At 58.7% G+C, this 26,055-nt stretch carries 20 protein-coding genes; 14 read left to right on the top strand and 6 right to left on the bottom strand.

Annotated elements, in window-relative coordinates:
* Positions 1-107 precede the first annotated feature (107 nt).
* Positions 108-1,958, top strand: coding sequence for a M3 family oligoendopeptidase (locus QSK43_RS18285; RefSeq protein ID WP_332304639.1), 1,851 nt, complete (start codon positions 108-110; stop codon positions 1,956-1,958).
* A gap of 93 nt (positions 1,959-2,051) precedes the next feature.
* Positions 2,052-2,687 (top strand): aminotransferase class IV family protein, encoded by a 636-nt coding sequence (locus QSK43_RS18280; protein WP_332304638.1) that lies wholly within the window; start codon positions 2,052-2,054, stop codon positions 2,685-2,687.
* Between the two features lie 4 nt (positions 2,688-2,691).
* Here QSK43_RS18280 and QSK43_RS27185 read toward each other — a convergent pair whose 3' ends face one another.
* Positions 2,692-2,883 (bottom strand): hypothetical protein, encoded by a 192-nt coding sequence (locus QSK43_RS27185; RefSeq protein WP_442967855.1) that lies wholly within the window; start codon positions 2,881-2,883, stop codon positions 2,692-2,694.
* Positions 2,884-2,965: 82 nt separating this feature from the next.
* Between QSK43_RS27185 and QSK43_RS18270 the strand changes: the two genes are divergently transcribed.
* The 6 genes from QSK43_RS18270 (at position 2,966) to QSK43_RS18245 (ending at position 10,002) form a co-directional block, all read left to right on the top strand.
* Positions 2,966-4,411: a homospermidine synthase gene (locus QSK43_RS18270; protein ID WP_332304637.1), complete on the top strand. Its 1,446-nt coding sequence runs from the start codon at positions 2,966-2,968 to the stop codon at positions 4,409-4,411.
* A gap of 148 nt (positions 4,412-4,559) precedes the next feature.
* Positions 4,560-4,934: an outer membrane lipoprotein Omp10 gene (gene omp10, locus QSK43_RS18265; protein WP_045024973.1), complete on the top strand. Its 375-nt coding sequence runs from the start codon at positions 4,560-4,562 to the stop codon at positions 4,932-4,934.
* 217 nt (positions 4,935-5,151) lie between these two features.
* Positions 5,152-7,035 carry a 5'-nucleotidase C-terminal domain-containing protein gene (locus QSK43_RS18260; RefSeq protein WP_332304636.1) on the top strand — a complete coding sequence of 628 codons (1,884 nt, stop codon included), beginning with the start codon at positions 5,152-5,154 and terminating at the stop codon, positions 7,033-7,035.
* A gap of 354 nt (positions 7,036-7,389) precedes the next feature.
* Positions 7,390-8,424 carry a ferrochelatase gene (hemH, locus tag QSK43_RS18255; protein WP_332304635.1) on the top strand — a complete coding sequence of 345 codons (1,035 nt, stop codon included), beginning with the start codon at positions 7,390-7,392 and terminating at the stop codon, positions 8,422-8,424.
* A 58-nt stretch (positions 8,425-8,482) separates the two neighbouring features.
* The gene (locus QSK43_RS18250; RefSeq protein ID WP_045024977.1) at positions 8,483-9,532 is read left to right on the top strand and encodes an SPFH domain-containing protein; all 1,050 of its coding nucleotides are present in this window, start codon (positions 8,483-8,485) and stop codon (positions 9,530-9,532) included.
* Positions 9,533-9,534: 2 nt separating this feature from the next.
* Complete coding sequence (locus QSK43_RS18245; protein WP_332304634.1) at positions 9,535-10,002, top strand: NfeD family protein; 468 nt, start codon at positions 9,535-9,537, stop codon at positions 10,000-10,002.
* Positions 10,003-10,005: 3 nt separating this feature from the next.
* Here QSK43_RS18245 and QSK43_RS18240 read toward each other — a convergent pair whose 3' ends face one another.
* Together QSK43_RS18240 and QSK43_RS18235 are read right to left on the bottom strand one after the other, a co-directional pair.
* Complete coding sequence (locus tag QSK43_RS18240; protein ID WP_045024982.1) at positions 10,006-11,001, bottom strand: KpsF/GutQ family sugar-phosphate isomerase; 996 nt, start codon at positions 10,999-11,001, stop codon at positions 10,006-10,008.
* A 73-nt stretch (positions 11,002-11,074) separates the two neighbouring features.
* Positions 11,075-11,440, bottom strand: coding sequence for a PAS domain-containing protein (locus tag QSK43_RS18235; protein ID WP_332304633.1), 366 nt, complete (start codon positions 11,438-11,440; stop codon positions 11,075-11,077).
* 97 nt (positions 11,441-11,537) lie between these two features.
* On the opposite strand from QSK43_RS18235, the gene QSK43_RS18230 reads away from it, so the two are divergent.
* Positions 11,538-11,855, top strand: coding sequence for a hypothetical protein (locus QSK43_RS18230; protein WP_332304632.1), 318 nt, complete (start codon positions 11,538-11,540; stop codon positions 11,853-11,855).
* Entirely contained in the window at positions 11,852-13,321 is a 1,470-nt protein-coding gene (uppP, locus tag QSK43_RS18225) for a polysaccharide biosynthesis protein UppP (protein ID WP_332304631.1), read from the top strand. The genes QSK43_RS18230 and uppP overlap by 4 nt, the downstream gene beginning before the upstream one ends.
* 62 nt (positions 13,322-13,383) lie before the next feature.
* Here uppP and galU read toward each other — a convergent pair whose 3' ends face one another.
* Positions 13,384-14,271, bottom strand: coding sequence for a UTP--glucose-1-phosphate uridylyltransferase GalU (gene galU, locus QSK43_RS18220; protein WP_045024988.1), 888 nt, complete (start codon positions 14,269-14,271; stop codon positions 13,384-13,386).
* Between the two features lie 195 nt (positions 14,272-14,466).
* On the opposite strand from galU, the gene QSK43_RS18215 reads away from it, so the two are divergent.
* From QSK43_RS18215 to QSK43_RS18200, 4 genes are all read left to right on the top strand, one after another.
* Positions 14,467-15,690 (top strand): lytic murein transglycosylase, encoded by a 1,224-nt coding sequence (locus QSK43_RS18215; protein WP_045024990.1) that lies wholly within the window; start codon positions 14,467-14,469, stop codon positions 15,688-15,690.
* Positions 15,691-15,754: 64 nt separating this feature from the next.
* A complete protein-coding gene (locus QSK43_RS18210) occupies positions 15,755-16,984 on the top strand; it encodes an SGNH/GDSL hydrolase family protein (protein ID WP_332304630.1) in 1,230 nt (409 codons plus the stop codon).
* A gap of 207 nt (positions 16,985-17,191) precedes the next feature.
* A complete protein-coding gene (locus QSK43_RS18205; RefSeq protein ID WP_045020860.1) occupies positions 17,192-17,866 on the top strand; it encodes a response regulator transcription factor in 675 nt (224 codons plus the stop codon).
* Positions 17,863-19,218, top strand: a complete 1,356-nt coding sequence (locus tag QSK43_RS18200) for an ATP-binding protein (protein ID WP_332304629.1) — start codon at positions 17,863-17,865, stop codon at positions 19,216-19,218. Before QSK43_RS18205 ends, QSK43_RS18200 begins: the two co-directional genes overlap by 4 nt.
* A 156-nt stretch (positions 19,219-19,374) precedes the next feature.
* On the opposite strand, the gene QSK43_RS18195 is transcribed toward QSK43_RS18200, so the two are convergent.
* Both QSK43_RS18195 and gltB read right to left on the bottom strand, forming a co-directional pair.
* A complete protein-coding gene (locus QSK43_RS18195) occupies positions 19,375-20,829 on the bottom strand; it encodes a glutamate synthase subunit beta (RefSeq protein ID WP_332304628.1) in 1,455 nt (484 codons plus the stop codon).
* A 181-nt stretch (positions 20,830-21,010) separates the two neighbouring features.
* A complete protein-coding gene (gene gltB / locus QSK43_RS18190) occupies positions 21,011-25,756 on the bottom strand; it encodes a glutamate synthase large subunit (protein WP_332304627.1) in 4,746 nt (1,581 codons plus the stop codon).
* Between the last annotated feature and the right edge of the window lie 299 nt (positions 25,757-26,055).

The raw sequence follows: 26,055 nt of genomic DNA, 5'->3' as shown, positions 1-26,055 counted from the left end.
CACGGGAGTTTTGAACATCCAGTTTTGAGATTTGCTTGCATTTTATCCATTGCTGCGGGAAACAAAGGCCCCATATGCTGCGCAGGTATAACTACAAGGACGCGTCGATGACCCTCAATCGCCCTACCCCGCAACCCGTATTTTCCCTTGCCGAAACCTCCGGCCCTATACTCGGCGACCTGCCCGGCTGGAAACTCTCGGACCTCTATACGTCGGGCGATTCGCCGGAATATAAGGGCGATATCGAGAAAGCGGCGGCGATGGCTACGGCTTTCGAGGATAAATGGAAGGGCAAGCTCGAGGACGCCGCAAAGGCGACGGGGACCAAAGGCATCGGTGCTGCCCTTAGGGAATATGAAGCGCTGGACGATCTCATCGGCCGCATCGGCTCCTTTGCCGGCCTTACCTATTTTTCCGATACATCGAACCCGGCGAACGGCAAGCTATACGGCGACGCCCAGGCGAAACTGACGGATATCTCCGCGCATCTCCTGTTCTTCACACTCGAACTCAACCGCATCGATGACGCCGTGATGGACGCCTGCATGGCGAACGATGCCGCAGCTGGCCACTACAGGCCGTGGCTGGTGGATTTGCGCAAGGACAAGCCGCATCAGCTCGACGACCAGCTGGAGCAGCTCTTCCTCGAAAAATCGATGACCAGCGCGAGCGCCTTCAACCGCCTGTTCGACGAGACGATGGCCGATCTGCGTTTTGACATAGACGGTGCGAGCCTTCCGCTGGAAGTGACGCTCAATATGCTGCAGGAGCCGGAACCGGAAACCCGGAAGAGGGCGGCCCAGGCGCTGAGCGCCACCTTCAAGAACAATCTGCGGGTCTTCACCCTCATCACCAACACTCTTGCCAAGGACAAGGATATTTCCGACCGCTGGCGCAAGTTCGAAGATATTGCCGACAGCCGGCATCTGGCCAACCGTGTCGAACGTGATGTCGTCGATGCGCTGGCCGCTGCGGTCAAAAACGCCTATCCGCGCCTTTCGCACCGCTATTACGCCATGAAGGCGAAGTGGCTCGGCATGGAGCAGATGAACTACTGGGATCGCAACGCGCCGCTTCCCGATACGTCGAACACGATCATTCCGTGGGACGAGGCAAAGGACACCGTGCTTTCCGCCTATGGCAATTTCGCGCCGGAAATGGCCGATATCGCGCGGCGTTTCTTCGACGAAGAGTGGATCGACGCCCCCGCTCGCCCCGGCAAGGCGCCGGGCGCATTCGCGCACCCGACCGTGCCTTCGGCCCACCCTTACGTGCTCGTCAACTATCTTGGCAAACCGCGCGACGTGATGACGCTTGCCCATGAGCTTGGCCACGGGGTGCACCAGGTGCTGGCCGGCACCCAAGGCGCGTTGATGTGCGCCACGCCGCTGACCCTTGCCGAAACCGCTTCAGTCTTCGGCGAAATGCTGACCTTCCGCAAATTGCTCGACGACACGAAGGACGTCAGGGAGCGCAAGGCCATGCTCGCCCGCAAGGTCGAGGATATGATCAACACGGTCGTGCGCCAGATCGCTTTCTACGAATTCGAGCGCAAGCTGCACACCGCCCGCAAGCAGGGTGAGCTGACCTCGGAGCAGATCGGCGAATTGTGGCTTTCCATTCAGGCCGAGAGCCTCGGCCCGGCGATCAAGATTTCCGAAGGCTATGAGACGTGGTGGACCTACATCCCCCATTTCATCCATTCGCCCTTCTATGTTTATGCCTATGCCTTCGGTGATTGCCTGGTGAACTCGCTCTATGCGGTTTATCAGAAGGCCGAGACCGGCTTTCAGGAGAAGTATTTCGAGCTTTTGAAAGCGGGCGGCACCAAGCACCATTCGGAGCTTCTGAAACCCTTCGGCCTCGATGCGACCGATCCTTCCTTCTGGGACAAGGGGCTTTCGATGATCGAGGGTCTGATCGACGAGCTGGAAGCGCTGGATGACAAACAGGCTTAACCTCACCGGCCGGCGAGACTATCCTGTTTCGGATAAGCTTTGCCGGTTGATATTGCCGGTACTGACGATGGCAACAGGCGACGAGCAAAGGCGATGAAACGCAAACCCGCCGATCTGACCTTGAGGGAAACCCTGCGCTGGGAGCCGCAATCGGGCTTTCAGCGCATAGAGCAGCATATGCGTCGGTTGTTACGCTCCGCCGATGCGCTCGGTTTCCGCACGCCCGCCAACACGGTCCAAGTGCTGGAAAAGAAGGTGGGCGGTGAAAACCCGCTCTGCGTCAAGCTTGTCATGAACTACAAGGGCGAACTAGACATCGAAACGGTCGATTTCCGACCGTTTACAAAAGACACGATCTGGCGCGTCCGCATCGCGAGACAAACCACGCTCGATTCCGCCGATACCTTCTATCGCCACAAGTCGTCGCGGCGGGAACCCTACGATGCCGCCCGCGCCGAATTTTCAACCGAAGAGGCGGACGAGGTTCTGCTGCTCAACGAGCGCGGCGAGTTGTGCGAGGGATCGTCAACGAGCATCTTCGTCGAAATGCCAGACGGGCAATTGCTGACGCCGCCGCTTGACAGCGGCATTCTGCCGGGCGTCCTGCGCGCCGATCTCATCCGCGAGCGAAAGGCGCGCGGGCAGGCGCTGAAACCGCAGGATATTGTCGGCCGGCGGCTGTTCGTCGGCAATTCGCTGCACGGGCTGATTGCGGCGGAACTGGTTTAAACCGTCATCGCCAAAAGCCGGTCGCGGCCTTTTTCTTGGCCACGTAGAGGGCCTGATCGGCACGCGCGTCGTCGGCGCTTTCCACCATCCGATAGACCGTCATTCCTGCCAGAAAGCTATAGGAAAAACCGGCGAACGGAATCTCCGCGCGATGATCGATCGCGATTTTCTCGTCCCCGACTTGCGCCACCGTCATATGTCCGTCATCCACCTGCCCTTTATTGTGGCACGCTTTTGTGATCTAGCTTACTTATTGGCTGAAAAAGGAAAAATGACGAATGACGGACGCAAACCACCCGATTTACGGCGATATTGACGGCCCCATCATCATGATCGGCTTCGGCTCCATCGGGCGCGGCACTCTTCCGTTGATCGAACGTCATTTCAACTTCGACAGCACCCGGCTCGTCGTCATCGACCCCCGCGAAGATATCGCAGCGTATCTGACCGAGAAGAACATCCGCCATATCCGCACGCATCTGACCAAGGAAAACTACAAGGAGGTGCTCAAGCCGCTCCTTAAAGGGGTCCAGGGTCAGGGCTTCTGCGTCAATCTTTCGGTCGATGCCGCATCCGTCGATCTGATGAGGCTCTGCCGCAAACATGGCATGCTCTACATCGACACCGTGGTGGAGCCATGGCCCGGCTTTTATTTCGATGCCGATGCCGACAATGCCTCCAGAACCAATTATTCGCTGCGCGAGACCCTGCTGAAAGAAAAGGCGCGCAAACCGGGCGGCGCCACGGCAGTTTCCACCTGCGGTGCAAATCCGGGCATGGTATCCTGGTTCGTGAAGCAGGCGCTGATCAATCTCGCCAGGGATACCGGCCTCGATATCGAAGAGCCGCAACCACATGACCGGCAAGCATGGGCAAAGCTCATGCAACAGCTCGACGTCAAGGGCGTGCATGTGGCGGAGCGCGACACGCAGCGGGCAAAAGACCCCAAGCCCTTTGGCGCTTTCTGGAACACATGGTCCGTCGAAGGTTTTATCGCCGAAGGTTTTCAACCCGCCGAACTCGGTTGGGGAACGCATGAAAACTGGATGCCGAAAAACGCGAAAAAGCAGAGAAAAGGAAACAAGGCGGCGATCTTTCTCGATCAGCCCGGCGCCAATACGCGGGTGCGGACATGGTGTCCCGGACAGGGGCCGCAATATGGATTTCTTGTCACCCACAACGAGGCCATCTCCATTTCCGATTATTTCACCATCCGCAATGACGATGGCGATCTGATCTACCGGCCGACCTGCCATTATGCCTACCACCCCTGCAACGACGCCGTCCTTTCCTTGCACGAACTTTTCGGCAATGGCGGCACACCGCAGGCGATCCAGCATGTGCTTGGCGAAGACGAGCTTGTCGATGGCGCCGATGAACTGGGCGTTCTTCTGTATGGTCATGATAAAAACGCCTATTGGTATGGCTCGCGGCTGACGTTGCAGGAGGCGCGGGCGCTTGCCCCCAGCCAGAACGCGACCGGACTGCAGGTCAGCTCCGCAGTGCTGGCCGGAATGGTCTGGGCGCTCGAAAATCCGCAGGCCGGCATCGTCGAGGCGGATGAAATGGATTATCGCCGTTGCCTCGAGGTGCAGCGGCCTTACCTCGGCCCGGTCGAGGGGCATTATACCGACTGGACGCCGCTCGATGGCCGCCCCGGCCTGTTTCCCGACAATATCGACACCTCGGATCCATGGCAGTTCCGCAACATCCTCGTGCGCTGAGGAACGGAGTCGCATATTTGTCACGCCGGTGTTTTCATACGGGACGTCAGGAACCCGGGAGAGCAAACAACGTTGCCTTGAAATAAGGAACGCTTCACGGCATGGTCGAAGCACAGAAGATTTCATCGAATCGCAGGAGAACAGGCTCATGAACTTCAAGACAAGCGCTGCTTTGCTTTGTGCCGCCATGGCGGTGTCTTCATGCGTTGCGCCGGGTCCCTCCCAGCAGACCTCGATCAGCCCTTCGCTTTCCCGCGGGCCGGCCGTCGACGGTCGCTGGATCGACCGCAACGGCATCGTATCATCGTTCCAGAACGGCGCTTTCTCAACCCGCTCGACCGATACCAATACGCTTCTGGCCTCCGGCACCTATGTCACGATCTCGCCGACGCTCTATGAAATCAACATGACGTCGCTGGTGCGCAACACGCAGTCGCGCGTCAACTGCGCTCTCGTCTCTCCGTCACAATTGAATTGCACGACGGACAGCAACAGCCAGTTCTCGTTGACCCGCCAAGGCTGATAATGTCACCATTTTCAATGGGATGATCTTTTGAAACGCACGCTTCAAGCGTGCGTTTTTCTTTATCGCGCATCTGTCATAATTTCGCTTGCGGCAACTGCCGCTAAATGGAAACATCGCGCTTTGAAAGACTGACATACTTTCAGATTAGAGAATGTGCACGGCCGGATGATGATCGACCGGCCCGGGCTTCCGCTTTGAACAGGAGAGAGGGACCATGAAGAAAATTTTGGGACTGGGCATGCTCAGCGTTTCTGCAATAACGCTTTCGGCCGGAGCGGCTCTTGCCGACTACGAACTCAACATTCTTCACATCAACGATTTTCACTCCCGTATCGAATCCATCAACAAATTCGACTCGACCTGCTCTGCTGAAGAGGAAGGGAAAAACGAATGCTTCGGCGGCGCGGCACGCCTGCTGACCGCAATCAACCAGACCCGGGACGCGCTCAAGGCTCAAGGCAAGAACGTTCTCCTGCTCAATGCCGGCGACAATTTTCAAGGGTCGCTGTTCTACACCACCTACAAGGGCACGGTTGAAGCCGAAGTGCTGAACGCCATGAAGTTCGACGCCATGACCGTCGGCAATCATGAGTTCGACGACAGTGAGGACGGGCTTGCGGGCTTCCTCGACAAGGTCCAGTTTCCGGTCGTGACAGCCAATGTGGTTGCCAGCGCCGCCTCGAAAATCGGCGATCGCGTCAAGCCTTCCATAGTCCTTGAAGTCGGCGGACAGAAAATCGGTATCGTCGGCGCCGTCGCCAACGACACGGCGGAACTGGCAACGCCCGGCCCCAACATCACCATTGCCGAAGACGTCGCGAAAATCAGTGAGCAGGTGCAGAAGCTGAAAGGCGAGGGTGTCGACAAGATCATTGCGCTTACCCATGTCGGATATCCGCGCGATCTCGAATTCATCGCGAAAATCCCGGATGTCGACGTCGTGGTCGGCGGACACTCGCATACGCTGCTTTCCAACACCGACCAGAAGGCCGAAGGGCCTTATCCGACGCTCGTCGACAATCCCGGCGGCTACAAGGTTCCGGTCGTTCAGGCCGGGCAATACAGCAAATATCTGGGTGACCTGCGCGTCGTCTTCGACGACAGCGGCGTGGTGAAGGAAAGCAAGGGCGATCCCATCCTGATCGATTCGTCGTTCAAACCCGACGAAGCCACGCTCAAGCGCATCGATGAGCTGAAAGCGCCGATCGAGGCGCTGAAAACCAAGGTCGTCGGTTCTTCGGAGGGCCCGATCGAGGGAGACCGCAAGGTTTGCCGCGTCAAGGAATGCTCCATGGGCAATCTGGTAGCGGATGCAACGCTTGCCCGCGTCAAGGATCAGGGCGTCACCATCGCTTTCGCAAATAGCGGCGGCCTGCGCTCTTCCATCGATGGCGGCGATGTTTCGATGGGTGAGGTTCTGACGGTTCTGCCGTTCCAGAACACCGTTGCGACCTTCCAGCTGAAAGGTGAGGATATTCTGGCCGCGCTCGAAAACGGCGTCAGCCAGATCGATGACGTCGCTGGCCGTTTCATGCAGGTTTCCGGCCTGAAATATTCCTTCGACCGCTCGAAGCCGGCTGGCAGCCGCATCGTTTCGGTTGAGGTGAAAGAGGGTGAAGCCTTCGTGCCTCTCGACCCGGCAAAGACCTATATCGTCGCGGCCAATAATTACGTGCGTACCGGTGGCGACGGCTTCAAGGTCTTTGCGACCAAGGCGATCAACGCCTATGACTTCGGCCCGAACCTCGAAGAGGCTGTCGCGGCCTATATTACCGCCAACAGCCCCTATAAGCCCCATACGGACGGACGCATCAGCGAGGTCACGCCTGCCGGTTACGTGGCTCCGGCAAAACCCGCAGCACCAGCCGCATCGGCGCCCACGGCAGCCGCTCCCGCCCCGGCACCTGCCGCCACTGCGCCGGCAGCAGCCGCTGCTGCCGTCAGCAAGTATGTCGTAGAAAAGGGTGACTCGCTCTGGAAGATTGCGGCGGCGAAATATGGCGACGGCGCGCTTTGGACCAGGATTGCCGAGGCGAACACACTGAAGCATCCGAACCATATCGAGATCGGCGAAGAGCTGGAGCTTCCGGCGCAATAGACCGGAAGGCGACAAACAGGGCAATTTGCCGCAGACCGGAAGCCGGCCCTCCTTACGATGGCCGGCTTCTTATTTTTACAATAAATACAGTCTGTTACGGGTTGAATATTGTCGGAAAGCATTCTGCCCGGCCGCCGGCTCCGGAAATCACCTCCGCTGGTGGTTCAATCCTGAAAAATTTCACCTAGAACACGTGAACCAATTGACGGCACGGGCGTATAGCTCGAGCATTTCCGGCAAACCCGTTACGGTTTGCGTCCGGCCATGCAAAAAAACAAAAGATGGAGCGTTTCCGCCCTTGGTCCCAAACGGAAACGCTCTCATGCAACCAGTCAGAGTTTCAGGGTATCATTCATGGCCACAGAACTATCCGCACTTCCCGCAGATCATCCACGCATAACATTCGGAAAGGTCGGCGTCCTGCTCGTCAATCTTGGCACGCCGGATGGTACGGATTATTGGCCGATGCGCCGGTATCTGGCGGAATTCCTGAGCGACAAACGGGTTATCGAATGGTCGCGCTTCTATTGGTACCCGATCCTTTACGGCATCGTCCTCAACAAGCGCCCGCAGAAGGTCGGCAAGGCTTATGAGGCCATCTGGAACCACGAACGCAATGAAAGCTATCTGCGCACCTATACCCGCAGCCAAGGCGAACTGATGGCGCAGGCGCTGAAGGATTTGCCCAATGTCGTCGTCGACTGGGCCATGCGTTACGGACAGCCTTCCATCGCCTCGAAAATCGACGCGCTGAAGGAACAGGGTTGCGAAAAAATCCTGCTTTTCCCGCTTTATCCGCAATATGCCGCATCGACCACGGCAACGGTCAACGACAAGGCTTTCGAACATCTGATGAAGCTGCGCTGGCAGCCCGCGCTGCGCACCGTGCCGCCTTATCACGACGATCCAGCCTATATCGAGGCACTCGCCGCCTCTGTCAAAAACCATCTGGCGACGCTGGACTGGGAACCGGAGATGCTGATCACCTCCTTCCACGGCATTCCGCAGTCCTACTTCAAAAAGGGCGATCCCTATTATTGCCACTGCCAGAAAACTGCCCGTCTGCTGCGGGAGGCGTTGGGGCGGACCGACAGGAATTTCATGATCACCTTCCAGTCGCGTTTCGGGCCGGAAGAATGGCTGCAACCCTATACCGACAAGACCGTGGAAAAGCTGGCCTCGGAAGGCATCAAACGCATCGCCGTCATGAATCCCGGCTTCGTATCGGATTGTCTTGAGACGCTGGAGGAAATTGCCGGGGAGGCCGGAGAAATCTTCCTGCACAATGGCGGAGAGAAATTCACCCATATTCCTTGTCTCAACGACAGCGCCGAGGGCATGACCGTTCTCGAAAAGGTTGTACGTCGGGAGTTGCAAGGTTGGGTGTAATCTTGCCATAACGATATAAGGGTAAACCGCTGATGGTTTGGTTTCTGGAGGAAAAGTGATGATTGCATTGGGCGGTTTCGATATTGTTGTTCTGGCAGCCGTGGTGCTGGTCATTCTGGTACTGTTTGCCGGCATCAAGACCGTGCCGCAGGGCAATCGCTACACGGTCGAGCGTTTCGGGCGTTATACCCGCACCCTTGAGCCGGGCCTCAACCTGATCGTACCGTTCTTCGAGCGCATCGGCGCGCGCATGAATGTGATGGAACAGGTGTTGGATATCGCCACCCAGGAGGTCATCACCCGCGACAATGCCAGCGTTTCCGCCGATGCGGTGGCCTTCTATCAGGTGCTCAACGCCGCACAGGCCGCCTACCAGATCACTGATCTGAAAAATGCTATCCAGAACCTCACCATGACCAACATCCGTTCCGTGATGGGATCGATGGATCTCGACGAATTGCTGTCGAACCGCGATGTCATCAACGATCGGCTCCTGCGTGTGGTGGACGAGGCGGTGGGACCATGGGGTATCAAGGTCACGCGCATCGAAATCAAGGATATCGCGCCGCCGAAGGACCTGGTCGCTTCCATGGCGCGGCAGATGAAGGCGGAACGTGAAAAGCGCGCCCAGGTACTGGAAGCCGAGGGCTCCCGCAACGCGCAGATCCTGCGTGCGGAAGGCGCAAAGCAATCCGCCATTCTCGAAGCGGAAGGCCAGCGCGAAGCGGCGTTCCGGGATGCCGAGGCCCGCGAGCGTCTGGCGGAGGCTGAAGCCAACGCCACCCGCATGGTGTCGGAAGCCATCGCCGCCGGTAATATCCACGCCATCAACTACTTCATTGCCCAGAAATATACCGAGGCCCTGTCGGATATCGGCACAGCCAAGAACTCGAAAATCGTGCTGATGCCGATGGAAGCCTCCGCGCTTATCGGCTCTCTCGGCGGTATCGGCGCGATTGCAAAAGAGGTCTTCGGCGACAAAGGTGATGCGCCGACAGCCCCGCCCGCGCCGCAGCCCTCCCGATCGGTGCCGCCGACACGATCTTCCGGCCAGACCGTCAACGTGGCGATACCGGGTAATCCCTTCGGCTCTTCATCGGAGAAATAACGATGCTGCAACGACTTGCCGCCGAGTTGGGACCATGGAGCTGGTGGATCGTCGCCTTCGTGCTGCTGGCCGCCGAACTCGTCGCTCCGGGTGTATTCTTGATCTGGATCGGCCTTGCGGCGCTCGTCATCGGCGCGCTTTCCCTGCTTCTGTGGGAAACGGGATTCTGGGCGTGGCAGTTGCAGCTGGTGCTGTTTGCCGCGCTCTCCATCGTTTTTGCCCTGCTGGGCCGGAAATATTTCGGGAAGAACCGGGCCGCAAGCGACGAACCGTTCCTCAATCAGCGGGAGGCAAGCCTTGTCGGCCGCACCGCGACATTGCAGGAACCGATCGTCGAAGGCCGTGGCCGTATCAGGCTGGACGACACCTGGTGGTCAATCGACGGCGAAGACCTGCCAGCGGGAACGCGCGTCAGGATCGCAGCCGCGCGTGGCCGCACCCTGACGATAGAACGGCTCGACCGACCATAGCGATCAGGCCACGCCGATCCTCAAGAGATCGTGGAAATGCACCAGGCCGATCGGCCTGTTGTCCTCATCGACCACGATCAGCGCGCCAATATGGAATTTTTCCAGCGTCGCCAGGGCGCTGGTCGCCAGCACCGATTTTTTGACCGTTTTCGGGGTGCGCGTCATGATGTCGTCGACACTCAACTCGGCGAGGTTGCGCGAGAGGTTGCGCGCCAGATCGCCCTCGGTAACGATACCGCAAAGACGCCCGTCCTCATCCAGAATACCGACGCAGCCGAAATGTTTGCGGGAAAGAACGCCGACCGCCTCCGGCATGGCCGTTCCCCTGCCGACCAGCGGCACCCTGTCGCCCGTATGCATGATATCGCTGACCAGCGTCAGGCCGGCGCCCAGTTTGCCACCGGGATGAAACACCTTAAAATCACCGGCGGTGAAATTGCGCGCTTCCAGGAGAGCGACGGCAAGGGCATCGCCCAATGCCAACTGCATCAATGTGGAGGTGGTGGGCGCCAGACCGAGCGGGCAGGCTTCCTGTTCATTGGGAACCAGAAGCACGATATCGGAGGCTTTCGCCAGCGATGAATTCTCAGAACAGGTGAGCGCGATCAGCGGAATGGAGAACCGGCGCGAATAGTTGATGATGCTGCGCAGCTCCGCGCTTTCACCACCTTTGGAGATCGCCAACACCACATCATCGCCACCGATCATGCCCAGATCGCCGTGGTTGGCCTCCGCCGCATGCACGAAAAAGGCAGGCGTTCCCGTGGAGGCAAAGGTGGCTGCGAGCTTCGCGCCAATATGGCCGCTTTTGCCGACGCCGGTAATGATGAGGCGGCCATTCGACTGGCCGATGGTCTCGATCGCCTTGCAGAAAGGCTCGGAAAGGCTGTTCCTGAGAGCGGCCTCAAGGGCGGCAAGGCCAGCCCGCTCCATCGAAATCGTCCGCACGGCGGATTCGATGGCATTGTCTTCGACCAGTTTGACGGCGCGCGTAATCATGGCCGACTGATACTCTTTCACCCGGAATATGTCTACTCTCCAGCCGGCGGTGCTGCTTTTTTAGGGCGGCAACTTAGTGCAGTAAGTCCGGCGGAGACATCTCCTCCATCGTTCCAAGCCGCTTGAAAGGGATGTTTTCCTCGTCGACCAGATATCGTCCGACAGTCCGTACCCATAAGACCGAGCCATCGTTACGGCGCACGGCATATTCCTGGCTGTAGAAGCTTGCAGCCTTCAGGGTGATCAATGCGGTCTCGATCACGCGATTTCGATGATCCAGATCCACTTTTTCGAGCATCTGGAAAATGCTGATGCCCTGCATCGCCTGTCTCTGCGGAATCCCGAAGAGTTCAGCGCAGACTTCGTCCAGATAAAATAGGTCGTGGGTAATATCCCAGCAATAAAAGCCGACCTTCTTGATGTACAAAACGGGATTCATGAAACGACGCTGTCACATAAAATAAAATCAATAGGATTTTCTGGGCAATAAAGGATCAGTCTCTTTCAATAATAAGGCGATTCCGCACCAGATTGAAATGTTTAAATCTTACATATTAGAAATATTTAGCACTCGCAGCATATTTTCTCCAGCCGCGCGGGTGGAAACCGCCGAACCGAACGACCACGGCCTCGATTTTTTTCGCCCTCGCCGGCGTGCTAAAATCCAGCAATCTTTATCAACTGTTAACCATAAAAACCCTATTGTTAAAGCGATATTAAAACTTGCGTCGCCTGTCTGGTCACCGGTTTGTCCACGTCATTTCATCGGCCTGCCGTTCATCCGGCCCCCAAGGAAATGCTTTGGCGACTTTCGATCCGGCATCGGCCCAAATTCGCCGGGTGAAGAGGAATGAATGTGAAGGGCACCGCCACACGTCTGCCGACGTCGCGGAAAGCAGCAGCCCTGCTGCTTGCCTGCACGCTTCTCTACTCGCCGCAAGCCGCTTTCGCGCAGACTGCGTTGACGCCCCGGCCGGGCGTGGTTCCATCCACCGACGCGACACCTTCGGGCAATCCGGCAACGGACAGCGAGGCAAGCACTGCGAGCGTTGCGCCCGCACCGCAATTATGGCGCCCCTCGAACAATCCCGGCGACCCGATCTCCGAACAGCCGGAAGACGCGGGCCAACCTTATGCCGACGCCGAAAACCCCTATGAGCCGACAGTGGACGGCGGTGAAAATCCGCGAATAGCGACCGAACCCGGACAGACACCCGGCATCCGGCTCGGCACATTTCTGCTGCGGCCTTCGATCAGCCAGACGATCAATACGGAAAAACAGACGAATACCGGCGGCCCCTCCAGACGCAATTATCTGACAACGGGCATCCGCGGTACGCTGACCAGCGACTGGTCCCGCCATGCGCTGACCGTGACAGGCGACGGCGCCTGGGAGAGAAATTTCGGCAGCAAGAACGGTGAGGAACCGAGAGCAAGGATAGAGGCCGATCTGCGGCTTGATCTCGGCGAAGAAACGAGGGCCAATCTCAAGGCCGGTTATGAATTCAGCCGTGAGGGCACAACGGACCCCAACGCCTTGAGCGGTGCTTCCGTGCAGGGCGGAGAACACCGTTTTACGACCGGCGCCTCGATCGAGCGGGATTTCGGCAAGCTGCGCGGACTGGCGGCGCTCGATCTCTCGCGAACGGTCTATACGGATGCGAAGGGCCTGAACGGCCAGCCGATCAGTCTCAGCGATCGCGATCAGAAAGACGCGAACCTGCGCGGTCGCATTGGCTACGAATTGTCGCCGGCCCTGATCCCCTTCCTCGAGCTGAACGCGGGAACGACCAAATATGACCGGCGTCTGGACAATTCCGGTTACGCCCGATCCTCGAATTCCTACGGCGCGAAGATCGGAACCGAAGTCGATCTTGGCGAGAAGACCCGAGGTGAGGCCGCCATCGGCTATCTGCGCAAGCAATATGACGATGACCGCCTTGCCGCCATCGGCGCGCTGACGCTGGACGGTGAACTGAACTGGTCGCCCCAGCGCGGCACAAACGTCAATCTCGGCCTGCGCACGATGATAGAGGATTTTGCCGGCGGCCCGCAGGGCGGCTGGATTTCCTATCGGCTCGATGCCGGCCTGACGCACGAATTGCGCAGCGATCTCGTCGCGCGATTGACGGGGCAGATCGTCCACCGGACATTCCCCTCCTCCGACACGGAGAATGCCGTGGAATATACCGCAGGCGCTGGCCTGACCTGGGGGCTGAACCGCTATCTCGACCTGACAGCTGACGTCAGCTACCAGTGGACGCCGGTTTATGACAGCAGCGAACTACGCGTCGGCGCAGGGCTCGTTCTGAAACGATAAATTGCCTCAAAACAGAAATCCCGGCACAAGGCCGGGATCCCATGGCATATTTTTTGGCTGAATTACTTCAGGCCTTCGATCAGGGCCTTGATTGGCTCCTCGATCGCGGGACGGATATCGGCGCGTTCGAGAGCGAAGGCGACGTTGGCCAGAATGAACCCATCCTTGGCGCCGCAATCGAATGTCTGACCGCGGAAATGATAGCCGGCGAATTCCTGCGACTTGGCAAGCGTCAGCATGCCGTCCGTCAGCTGGATTTCGTTGCCCGCGCCCCGTTCCTGATTTTCGAGAATATCGAAAATCTCAGGCTGAAGGATATAACGACCGTTGATATAGAAATTCGACGGCGCCGTTCCCTTGGCAGGCTTTTCGACCATTTCGGTGATCTTGAAACCTTCGCCCACCGCATTGCCCACGCCGACGATGCCGTATTTATGTGTCTGATCGGGAGCGCATTCCTGCACCGCGATGACGTTGCCTGCGGTCTGGTCGTACAGTTCGACCATGCCTTTCAGGCAGCTTTTCTGCGAATGCATGATCATGTCGGGCAACAGCACGGCGAAAGGTTCGTCGCCGACGATATCACGTGCGCACCAGACCGCGTGGCCGAGACCAAGCGGCACCTGCTGGCGCGTGAAACTTGCCGTGCCCGCCTTGGGCAGAAGGCCGGCCAGCAATGTCAGTTCGGCATTCTTGTTGCGCTCGCGCAGCATTTGTTCGAGTTCAAATTGAATATCAAAATAATCTTCAATCACCGCTTTGCCACGGCCGGTGACAAATACAAAATGCTCGATGCCCGCTTCCGCCGCCTCGTCGACGACGTATTGAATGACCGGCTTGTCTACGACAGTAAGCATTTCTTTCGGAACCGCCTTGGTTGCAGGCAGGAAACGCGTACCAAGACCTGCGACCGGAAATACGGCCTTCCGAATTTTCTTCTGTTCTACCACATATCCCTCCTGAGAGATAAAACTTGATCACAATCCCCGCACGACGTTGTTATTTCAAAAATAACAACGTTTTGTAAAGGGTGACGCTACCATCTATTAATGGTAAAGAATTTGTTGATATTCTTTTGTTATCCATGACGACGACCGATGCGTTTTCGCAATCGAAATGATATTCGAGAGAACGAAAGACTGACGATGACAAAGATGATCCTTTCAAATGTCCGCAAATTCGGCTGCATGATGGTTGCAGGTCTGGCGATCTCGCTGGCCCCCGTCTCGGCCCGGGCCGATGCAGGGTTCAAGCAGTGGATCAACCAGTTCTACGCAACAGCGGCGAAAGAAGGCATTAGCAAGGCAACCTACCAGAAAGCCTTTGCCGGCGTCAGCGAGCCGGATCCGGATGCGTTGCGCAAGGCGACCTTTCAGCCGGAATTCACCACCCAGATCTGGGATTATCTCGATTCCCGCGTCAATCCGTACACGGTGCGTATCGGCCGCGAAATGAAGATGAAACATGCGACGACCCTGAACTGGATCGAGCGCAATTTCAACGTCGACAAACATATCATTCTCGCAATCTGGTCGATGGAATCGAATTACGGCGCGGTTCTCGAAAAGCCGGAGCGCCTGCACAATATTCCGCAGGCCTTGGCCACACTCGCGTATTCCGATCCCAAACGCGCCAAGTTCGCACGCACGCAATTGATCGCCGCTCTCAAAATCCTGCAGTCCGGCGATGTCACGCCGAAGCAGCTGACCGGTTCCTGGGCTGGTGCGATGGGCCACACCCAGTTCATTCCAACCAGCTATCTGCTTTATGCGGTGGATGCCGACGGCAATGGCAAGCGTGACATCTGGCACTCGGTTCCCGACGCGCTGGCTACGGCTGCCAATCTTCTTTCCAAGAACGGCTGGGAACCCGGCCGGACCTGGGGTTATGAAACCGCTGTTCCGCGTGGCGGTGCGCGTTACGAAGGCCAGACGAAGTCCATTGCGGAATGGGCGAAGCTCGGATTCTCGCGCCCGAACGGCAAGAACTTCACGCGCGGCTCCGACCGCGCCATGCTGAAATTGCAGGGCGGGGCAAACGGTCCCGGTTTCCTGATGATGAAAAACTTCTTCACCATCAAGAAATACAACGCGTCCGACAGCTATGCGCTGGCCGTGGGCCTGCTCGCGGACGAGATCGCCGGTTATGGCGGCGTGCAGCAGAAATGGCCACGCCCGGACGGCACGCTGGATATTCGTGAAAAATTCGAACTCCAGACCCGCATGAAGGAACTGGGTTATTACGATGGCGAGGTCGACGGAAATTTCGGCTCCGGTTCGAAGGCCGCCATCAGCGCCATCCAGTCGCGCATGGGCATGGAAACCGACGGTCAGCCATCGCAGCGATTGCTGAAAGCCCTGCGCAATTGATAATGTACCGGTAAATTCGGTGACGGTCATCAACGTCGCCGAACAATCCGGAAAGGTCGATATCATGAGTAGGAAACCTGCGGCGAAAAGCGGAAGGACAGGCTGGCGCATCTGTGTCGTCCTTCTTTGTGCTGCCATCTGCACCCCGCTCATTCCTTCGCAAACCTTTGCCCAGGAACAGCGGCGCACCCTGTTCGAAATGCTGTTTGGCAGGCCCGTTGGCCGCGAGGACGCGCCAACCCGCGAATATCGGCCCCGGAGCCGCCGGGACTTTCCTGCCGCGCCACGCGAAAGATCGGTCACCCGCCCCCAACCCGCCAGAAAGACGCCTTCGGTGGTTCAGATGCGAACCGAAAAGCCGGAGCCGGCCGCCAAGCTTGAAAATGCAAGACGTGTTCTGGTCATCGGTGATTTTCTGGCTGGCGGCATGGGGGAAGAACTGGTCAACGCCTTTGCAAGCTCGCCGGCAATTGCCGTCGATGTGCGTGCGAACGGTTCCTCCGGTCTGGTCCGCACGGATTATTACGACTGGTTCGCCAACCTGCCGAAATTCATAACCGAGACCAATCCCGCCACCATCGTCATCATGATGGGATCGAACGATCGCCAGCAGATGCAGATAGGCGATGTCAGGGAAAAATTCGGTACCGACGTCTGGTTCAAGGAATATGAGCGGCGGATCGATGAACTGCTGACCCTTGCCGGCCGGCCCAAGGTGCCGCTGCTATGGGTTGGCCTGCCCGCCTTTCAGTCGTCCTCGCTCACGGCCGATCTCGTCGGTTTCAACCGGCTTTATCGCAGCCATGTCGAAAAATACGGCGGCGAATTCGTCGATGTCTGGGACGGCTTCGTCGATGAGGCCGGAAAATTCGTCATCACCGGCTACGACATGAACGGCCAGCAGGCCCGCCTGCGCGAAGCCGATGGCGTCGGTATGACAAGCGCCGGCAAACGCAAGCTCGCCTTTTACGTCGAAAAATTCGTGCGCAGGCACCTCGACAGCGCCGGGCCGGACCTCGTGAAACTGGACGGCAGCAATTTGCCGGCGCTCACGTCCCTGCCGGCACTCGGCATCGATGCGGGACAGGTGCGCACGCAGCCGATCAGCCTGACCGATCCGGACCTCGATGGCGGTGACAAGCTGCTTGGCGACGCCTCTGCCGGACCGGCACGCGTCTCGGTGGTGGAATCGCCACGCGAACGGCTAACCAAACGGGGCGAGATGGCAGACGCCCCGGCGGGCCGTATCGATGATTATCGCGTGGTTCCGGATACCGCTCCGGCCAGACAATAGGCGCTTTCCTCTCTCCGCGTGACGACCGCCCGGACGGGCGTAATGTTCAGGCAATCCGGCAGTGGCAGGGTAGGTATAGCTTCGCAGGAATGTGGGGCGGCCAATTGCCTCCTCCTGCCCGGCCTTCCCTGCAGGGTGATATTTATTTAACGCCCAGCATTCCTTCCCGCCTGGAAGGTGCACGCCAGACATTGCCGAGACGAGTTCATGCGCCTGCTGCTTGTTGAAGACGAACGCGAAATGGCAGCAGCCCTGTCCGCCGCTCTCCACCGCTTCGATATCATCGTAGACAATGTCGGCACGCTTGATCTCGCGCGACACGCGATCATGGACGGTGTCCACGATCTCGTCGTGCTCGACCGGCAATTGCCGGACGGCGACGGCATCCGGCTCATACAGGATTTGCGCCTGCTGCCAGTCACCCCGCCCGTCATCGTGTTGACGGCGCAAGGCACGCTTGCGGATCGGGTGAATGGGCTGAACCTCGGCGCGGACGATTATCTGGCCAAGCCGTTCGCCGTCGAAGAGCTTCTCGCCCGCATCCGCGCCTTGTTGCGCCGGCCGGTCGGGGCCGTGACGATGACGGCGAAACTGGGCAAGCTGGAATTTTGCTTCGAAACCCGCGAAGTGCGCATCAGAGGTGAATTTCTCGCCCTGACCCGGCGCGAACTGCTTATTCTCGAAGCCCTGTTGCGGCGGCAAGGCAGAACGGTGCTGCGCGCGCTGCTTGAGGATGCCGTCTACAACTTCGACGACGAAATCCAGTCCAATGCGCTCGATTCCCATATTTCCCGTTTGCGCCGCAAATTGCTGGCAGTGGATGCGGGTGTCGAGGTCCACGGTATTCGCGGTGTTGGCTATCTTTTGAGGGCGACAGCATGAAGCTGGCGCAAAGAAAATCGCTGAAGCGCCGGCTGACGCTGCAAATGCTGGCGTTTCAAATCGGTAGCCTCTTCATACTCAGCGTATCCCTGGTCAGCTATATTCTTCCCAAGGGTGCTGAAAGCGCCATGCTTGACCCGCAATCCGCCCAGATCGTAGCAAGCGCCCTCGAGAGAGACGAAAACGGTCATATAAGCCTGAAGGTGACAGAGGAGCTAGCCGCACTGCGCGACAAAACACCTAATTTCTGGTTCGTCGCGATCAGTGAAGAAGGCGAGATCATAGAAGATGGCCGTGTGCCTGAAGCATTTCTCAACATGGACCAACAGTTGAGTGACGTCAAAGTCTCCGACCTTCGCGATGCACCGCTCTCCTATTCCTATCTCGCAAATCTGCGCATGATCGTTGTCAGACGTGCGTCAGGGCCCGCAGGCGAATTTGCCATGGTGGGCCGCGGCGGCCTCTACAGCATGACCATTCCGGTACTCATATTCTCGAATCTACTGATGTTGCCCGTTTTTCTGTTGATGTCGGTCGTCACGATCATCGCCATTTACTGGATCATTCGCAGAGAGTTCAAGCCGTTGTCCAATATCGTACGGCAGGCGGAGACGATCGATATCGACAAGCGAGGCAACCGGCTGCCGGAAACCAACATACCGAGAGAGGTGACGCCTCTCGTGCAGGCCGTCAACGGCGCGTTGAGACGTCTTGACGATGGCTACGAGCGCCACAAAAGATTTATCCTCGATGCCGCTCATGAGTTGCGCACACCGGTCGCCATTTTGCAGACCCGGATAGAAGCGCTTGTCCATGGACCGGAGCGCGCGCGTATTTTGGCCGACGCCGCCCGTATTGCCCTGCTGGCTGAACAATTGCTCGATTTGCAGCGATTGAGCGGACAAAAACTGTCTCTGGTGCCACTCGATCTTGTCGGGCTGTGCAGAGCAGTGGTCGCGGATATAGCGCCACTCGCGATCTCGCAGGGCTATGCGCTGGCGTTCGAAGCGGACGAGGAACCGATCCTCGCCCTTGCGGATGAGGCCTCCTTACAACGCGCCATCATGAATATCGTGCAAAATGCCATCGAGCACGGTGGCAATCGCGGAACGATCACCCTTAGGGTGGCGTGTAACCGCGTGATCGAAATATCCGACGAAGGGAACGGAATTCCGCAAGAAGACCGGGAAGCCGTGTTCGACGCCTTCCACCGGCTGAGACCGAAGGATCGCGGCACCGGGCTCGGTCTCAACCTCGTGCAGGAAATCGTCCGGTACCATGGCGGCGAGATATCCATCAGCGATTCTTCCACCGGCGGTGCGTCTTTCCGCATCAGCCTTCCCTATTGCTGAAACGCGGCACGGGAGGAATCATCCGGTAGGCACCGCCTATGAACCGAAGACAGTCTTGCGGTTTTCGCAGCTGTTTCCTGTCAAACAAAAGGCCTGTTGCGAAACACAACAGGCCCTTCTGTTTTCGTTACAACGGCTTGCGCCGCATCAACTCGCTCAGCGCGGCAGGAGGGTTGCGCCCATCAGCTCTTCGTCGATCGCACGCGCCGCCTGACGGCCTTCGCGGATCGCCCAGACCACCAGCGACTGGCCGCGGCGAACGTCGCCCGCCGCCCACAGCTTGTCGACCGAGGTCTTATAGTCCGTTTCGTTGGCGATCACGTTGGTGGAACCGCGACGATCGGTGTTGAGCGACAGCTTGCCATCCATTTCCTTCAACACGCTGTCGGTGAAAGGGCCGGAGAAACCGATGGCGATGAAGGCGAGATCGGCTTTGATGATGAACTCCGTGCCAGCGATAGGCTTGCGCCGGTCGTCCACCTGACAGCATTTCACACCTGTCAAAACGCCATCTTCGCCGACGAATTCGAGCGTGGCGACCTGGAATTCACGAACAGCGCCTTCGGCCTGCGAGGAAGAAGTACGCATCTTCGTCGCCCAGAAGGGCCAGACCGCAAGCTTGTCTTCCTTTTCCGGTGGCATCGGGCGGATGTCGAGCTGGGTGACTTTCACCGCACCCTGACGGAATGCCGTGCCGACGCAGTCAGACGCCGTATCGCCACCACCGACGACGACGACGTGCTTGCCGCCGGCGAGGATCGGATCGGCCGGCCAGCCGATGCTGTCGATATTTTCGCGGCCGACGCGGCGGTTCTGCTGCACGAGGTAGGGCATGGCGTCGTAAACGCCATTAAAATCAGCACCGCCGATACCGGCCGGGCGCGGAGTTTCCGAACCGCCGCAATAAAGAACGGCATCGTGATCGGCCAGAAGCGCCTCGACCGTCACATCCATGCCGACATTGACGCCGCAATGGAAGGTAACGCCTTCGCCCTTGATCTGTTCGACACGGCGATCGATGAAGTTCTTCTCCATCTTGAAATCCGGAATGCCGTAACGCAACAACCCGCCGGGCTTCGATTCACGCTCGTAGACATGCACTTCATGGCCAGCGCGGCCAAGCTGCTGTGCTGCCGCCATGCCCGAAGGGCCGGAACCGATGATGGCAACCTTTTTGCCGGTATGGATCGTCGCCGGCTTCGGCACGATGAAGCCCAGCTCATAGGCCTTGTCGGCAATCGCCTGTTCGACGGTCTTGATGGCGACCGGCGCATCCTCAAGGTTCAGCGTGCACGCTTCCTCGCAGGGCGCGGGACAGACGCGTCCGGTGAATTCCGGGAAGTTGTTGGTGGAGTGCAGATTGCCGATCGCCTCTTCCCAATTGTTGTTATAGACCAGATCGTTCCAGTCGGGGATCTGGTTGTGCACGGGACAGCCCGTCGGGCCATGACAATAGGGAATGCCGCAATCCATGCAGCGTGCCGCCTGCTTCTGCACCTCGGCATCCGACATCGGAATGGTGAATTCGCGGAAATGGCGGATACGATCCGATGCGGGCTGATACTTGCCCACCTGCCGGTCGATCTCCAGAAAACCTGTAACCTTACCCACGTTTATGTCCTCACATCAAAGCGGAGCGCCCGTCGGGCCCCAGTATCAGGTGGCGAAACCAAAACCGCCCCCAATACGATGAACTCAAATCCGGTCTCGCCGCTTGTCCAATAGATCACCGTGGGAACGGCGACCGCAATCGTCAGCGAGACCAGTTGGTGTAGTGTTCTCACGCGGCGGATTACTCCGCCGCCACGCCCAGGCGCATGCGCTCCATTTCCTCAAGCGCACGGCGGTACTCAACCGGCATGACCTTGCGGAACTTCGGACGGAACTCACTCCAGCGATCGAGTATATCCTTGGCACGCGCCGAATTCGTGTAGTGGAAGTGGTTGGAAATCAGCTGGTAGAGACGCTCCTCGTCGTGACGCGTCATGTCTTCGGAGACGTCCACACGTCCCTTGTGCATGAGGTCGCCGCCGTGATGGTGCAGCTTTTCCAGCATGTCGTCCTCTTCCGGAACCGGCTCCAGCTCGACCATGGCCATGTTGCAGCGGGTGGCGAAATCACCCTTCTCATCCAGAACATAAGCAACGCCGCCGGACATGCCGGCCGCGAAGTTACGGCCCGTCTCGCCCAGAACGACGACGATACCGCCCGTCATATATTCACAACCATGGTCGCCGACACCCTCGACAACAGCCAGCGCGCCGGAGTTGCGCACCGCGAAACGCTCGCCCGCCACACCGCGGAAATAGCACTCGCCGGTGATCGCGCCGTAAAGAACGGTGTTGCCGACGATGATGGAGTTTTCCGCAATGATGCGGGTGTTTTCCGGCGGACGCACGATGATGCGGCCACCCGAGAGACCCTTGCCGACATAGTCGTTGCCGTCACCCACCAGATCGAAGGTGATGCCACGGGCCAGAAACGCGCCGAAGGACTGACCCGCCGTGCCGCGCAGCGTCACGTGGATCGTATCGTCCTTCAGCCCCTTATGGCCCCAGCGCTTGGCGAGTGCACCTGATAGCATGGCGCCTGCGGAACGGTCGACGTTCTTGATCGGCACTTCGAAAACGACAGGCTCGCGATTTTCCAGCGACGGCAGCGACTTTTCAATCAGCTTGCGGTCGAGAATATCGTCGATCGGGTGCTTCTGGCGCTCGGTCCAGAAGGTTGCTTCCTTCGGAGCCTCGACCTTGTGGAAGATGCGGCTGAAATCCAGACCCTTGGCCTTCCAGTGCGCCAGCATCTCATCCTTTTCGAGCAGTTCGGAAGCGCCGATGATCTCGTCCAGCCTGGTAACGCCAAGCGAAGCGAGGATCTCGCGCACTTCTTCGGCCACGAAGAAGAAGTAGTTGATGACGTGTTCCGGCGTGCCCTTGAAGCGCTTGCGCAGAACCGGGTCCTGCGTTGCGACGCCGACGGGGCAGGTATTGAGGTGGCATTTGCGCATCATGATGCAGCCGGCCGCAATCAGCGGCGCGGTGGCGAAGCCGAATTCATCTGCACCGAGCAGCGCGCCGACGATGACGTCGCGGCCGGTTTTCAGACCGCCATCCACCTGCAGCGCGATACGCGAACGAAGACCGTTCAGCACCAGCGTCTGCTGGGTTTCGGCAAGGCCGATTTCCCAGGGCGAACCGGCATGCTTGAGCGAAGTCAGCGGCGAGGCACCTGTGCCGCCGTCGAAACCAGCAATGGTGATATGGTCGGCGCGCGCCTTGGCGACACCCGCCGCAACCGTGCCCACGCCCACTTCCGACACCAGCTTCACCGAAACATCGGCTTCCGGGTTGACGTTCTTCAGGTCGTAGATCAGCTGCGCCAGATCTTCGATGGAATAGATATCGTGGTGCGGCGGCGGCGAGATGAGGCCGACGCCCGGCGTCGAGTGACGGGTTTTGGCAACCGTCGCATCCACCTTGTGGCCGGGCAATTGTCCGCCCTCGCCGGGCTTTGCACCCTGCGCTACCTTGATCTGCAACATATCGGCGTTGACGAGATATTCCGTCGTCACACCGAAGCGGCCGGATGCGATCTGCTTGATGGCAGAACGCTCGGGGTTCGGTTTGCCGTTCAGAAGCGGCATATAGCGGTCGGATTCTTCGCCGCCTTCGCCGGTGTTGGACTTGCCGCCGATGCGGTTCATGGCGATGGCGAGCGTGGTATGCGCCTCGCGGCTGATCGAGCCGAAGGACATCGCACCCGTCGAGAACCGCTTGACGATATCGACCGCCGGTTCGACGTCATCGATGGAAACCGGCTTGCGGCCAAGCGCTTCCGCCGACTTGACCTTGAACAGACCGCGAATGGTGTTCATCCGCAGTGCCGTTTCGTTCACCATCGCGGCGAATTCGCGGTAGCGTTCCTTGCTGTTGCCGCGAACGGCATGTTGCAGCGAGGCGATGGCATCCGGCGTCCAGGCGTGGCTTTCGCCGCGCATGCGATAGGCGTATTCACCGCCGATATCGAGCGTATTGGCAAGGATCGGATCCTTGCCGAAAGCCGCCGTGTGACGCGTTACGGTTTCTTCGGCGATTTCCGTCAGGCCGACGCCTTCGATGGAGGTAGCCGTGCCGAAGAAGTACTTCTCGACGAATTCCGAGGACAGGCCGATGGCGTCGAAAATCTGCGCGCCGCAATAGGACTGATAGGTGGAAATGCCCATCTTGGACATGACCTTGAGGATGCCCTTGCCGACCGCCTTGATGTAGCGATAGACGACTTCGTCATCGGACACTTCCTTCGGGAACGCGCCGTGCTTGTGCATGTCGAGCAGCGTGTCAAAGGCGAGATAGGGGTTGATCGCCTCCGCACCATAACCGGCGAGCAGACAGAAATGGTGGATTTCGCGCGGTTCTCCGGTTTCCACGACGAGACCGACCGAGGTGCGCAGACCCTTGCGGATCAGGTGATGGTGCACTGCGGCGGTCGCCAGAAGTGCCGGGATCGCGATGCGGTCCGGGCCGAGCTGACGGTCGGAAAGAACGATGATGTTGTAACCGCCGCGAACGGCGGATTCAGCCCGCTCGCACAGACGCTCGAGCATGTCCGGCATGCCTTCGGCGCCGCGCTCCACATCATAGGTGAAGTCGAGGGTCTTGGTGTCGAAGCGGTCTTCGGTGTGGCCGATGGAGCGGATCTTTTCCAGATCGCCATTGGTCAGGATCGGCTGGCGCACTTCCAGTCGCTTGGCGCGGGCCGCACCTTCGTGGTCGAGAAGGTTCGGGCGTGGACCGATGAACGAAACGAGGCTCATCACCAGTTCTTCGCGGATCGGGTCGATCGGCGGGTTGGTGACCTGCGCGAAGTTCTGCTTGAAATAGGTATAAAGCAGCTTGGATTTGTCCGACATGGCCGAAATCGGCGTATCGGTACCCATCGAGCCGATGGCTTCCTGACCCGTCGTTGCCATCGGCGACATCAGGAGCTTTGTATCTTCGCTGGTATAGCCGAAGGCCTGCTGACGGTCGAGCAGCGACACGTCGCGGCGCAGCGCCCGCGGCTCCACCGGCTTCAGGTCCTCGAGAATGAGCTGGGTGCGGTCAAGCCAGGTGCGGTAGGGATGCTTGGCAGCAAGCTCGTGCTTCACATCCTCGTCGGAAATGATCGCGCCCTTTTCCATGTCGATCAGCAGCATCTTGCCCGGCTGCAAACGCCACTTCTTGATGATGCGCTCTTCCGGCACCGGCAGCGTGCCAGCCTCCGACGCCATGATGACGCGATCGTCGTCGGTGACGAGATAACGCGCCGGGCGTAGACCGTTGCGGTCGAGGGTTGCGCCGATCTGCTTGCCATCGGTGAAGGCGACGGCGGCGGGACCGTCCCACGGCTCCATCAGCGCGGCATGATATTCGTAGAACGCCTTGCGTTCCGCCGACATGGACAGGTTGCCCGACCAGGCTTCCGGGATCAGCATCATCACGGCATGCGCCATGGAATAACCGCCGCGCACGAGGAATTCGAGCGCATTGTCGAAACAGGCGGTATCCGACTGGCCCTCATAGGAAATCGGCCAGAGCTTGGAGATATCGTCACCGAACAGCACCGACGAAACGGAGGCCTGACGTGCAGCCATCCAGTTGACGTTGCCGCGCAACGTGTTGATCTCGCCATTGTGGGCGACCATGCGATAGGGATGCGCCAGCTTCCACGACGGGAAGGTGTTAGTGGAGAAACGCTGATGCACCAGCGCAACCGCGGATTCGAAACGCGGGTCCGCCAGATCCTTGTAATAAGCGCCGACCTGATAGGCGAGGAACATGCCCTTGTAGACGATGGTCGAGGAGGAGAGCGAGACAGGATAGAAATCCTGCGCTTCCTTGCCGCCACCCTCGTCATAGATGCGGTTGGAGATGACCTTGCGGATCAGGAACAGTTTACGCTCGAAATCGGCATTGGTGGCGGCATCGCGGCCGGCACCGATGAAGACCTGAACGTGGTGCGGTTCTGTCCCGGCAATGTCCGGAGCCCTGGAGAGCGAGGAATTGTCGACCGGCACGTCGCGGAAGCCGAGGAACTGCTGTCCCTCCTCACCGATCAGATCGATGATGACCTGCTTGTAGTGCTCGATACGGGCAGGATCGCGCGGCATGAAGATGTGACCGACGGCATATTCGCCAGCCTTCGGCAGCGTAACGCCCTGCGCCGCCATTTCCTCACGGAAGAAACGGTCGGGGATCTGCACGAGAATGCCGGCGCCATCACCCATCAGCGGATCGGCACCGACCGCGCCGCGATGCGTCAGGTTTTCGAGAATGAACAGGCCATCCTTGACGATCTGGTGTGACTTGACGCCCTTCATATGGGCGACAAAGCCGACGCCACAGGCATCGTGTTCATTGCGCGGATCGTAAAGACCCTGCTTTTCCGGCAAGCCGCCCGCGAAACGCCCCTTCGCAGAAACGGGTGCGGCCACAGCCGCGGTGGGACAGTCTGTGGTCTGGGTTGCGGCGGCGATCTCTGCCTGCGGCTTGTGCGTCATTTTTGTCCCTCCTGCAAAATTACTTGCATGGTTTCATGCGAAGATCCGGCTCGACACGAATTTTCGCTTTCCGAAAAATCCGTGTACAAACCGGCTCGATCAAATTTAGGACAGCAAAGCTGTCTCAATTCGCAAGAATTTTGGCAGAAACCATCGGATTTAGCAAGGGTGCGAATCCAATTAGTGGGACCACCGATTTGCCGCGAAATTTCGATACTGACCTATTATGCGAAACTTTCTTGTCGCAAAGCGATCCGACCCTTTGCTTTCATTGCCGGATTTGCCAATCGCCAAGTTAG

The sequence above is a fragment of the Rhizobium sp. GR12 genome, assembly GCF_036596185.1.
GTDB lineage: Bacteria > Pseudomonadota > Alphaproteobacteria > Rhizobiales > Rhizobiaceae > Agrobacterium > Agrobacterium nepotum.
This window is presented reverse-complemented; position numbering and strand designations above follow the sequence as displayed.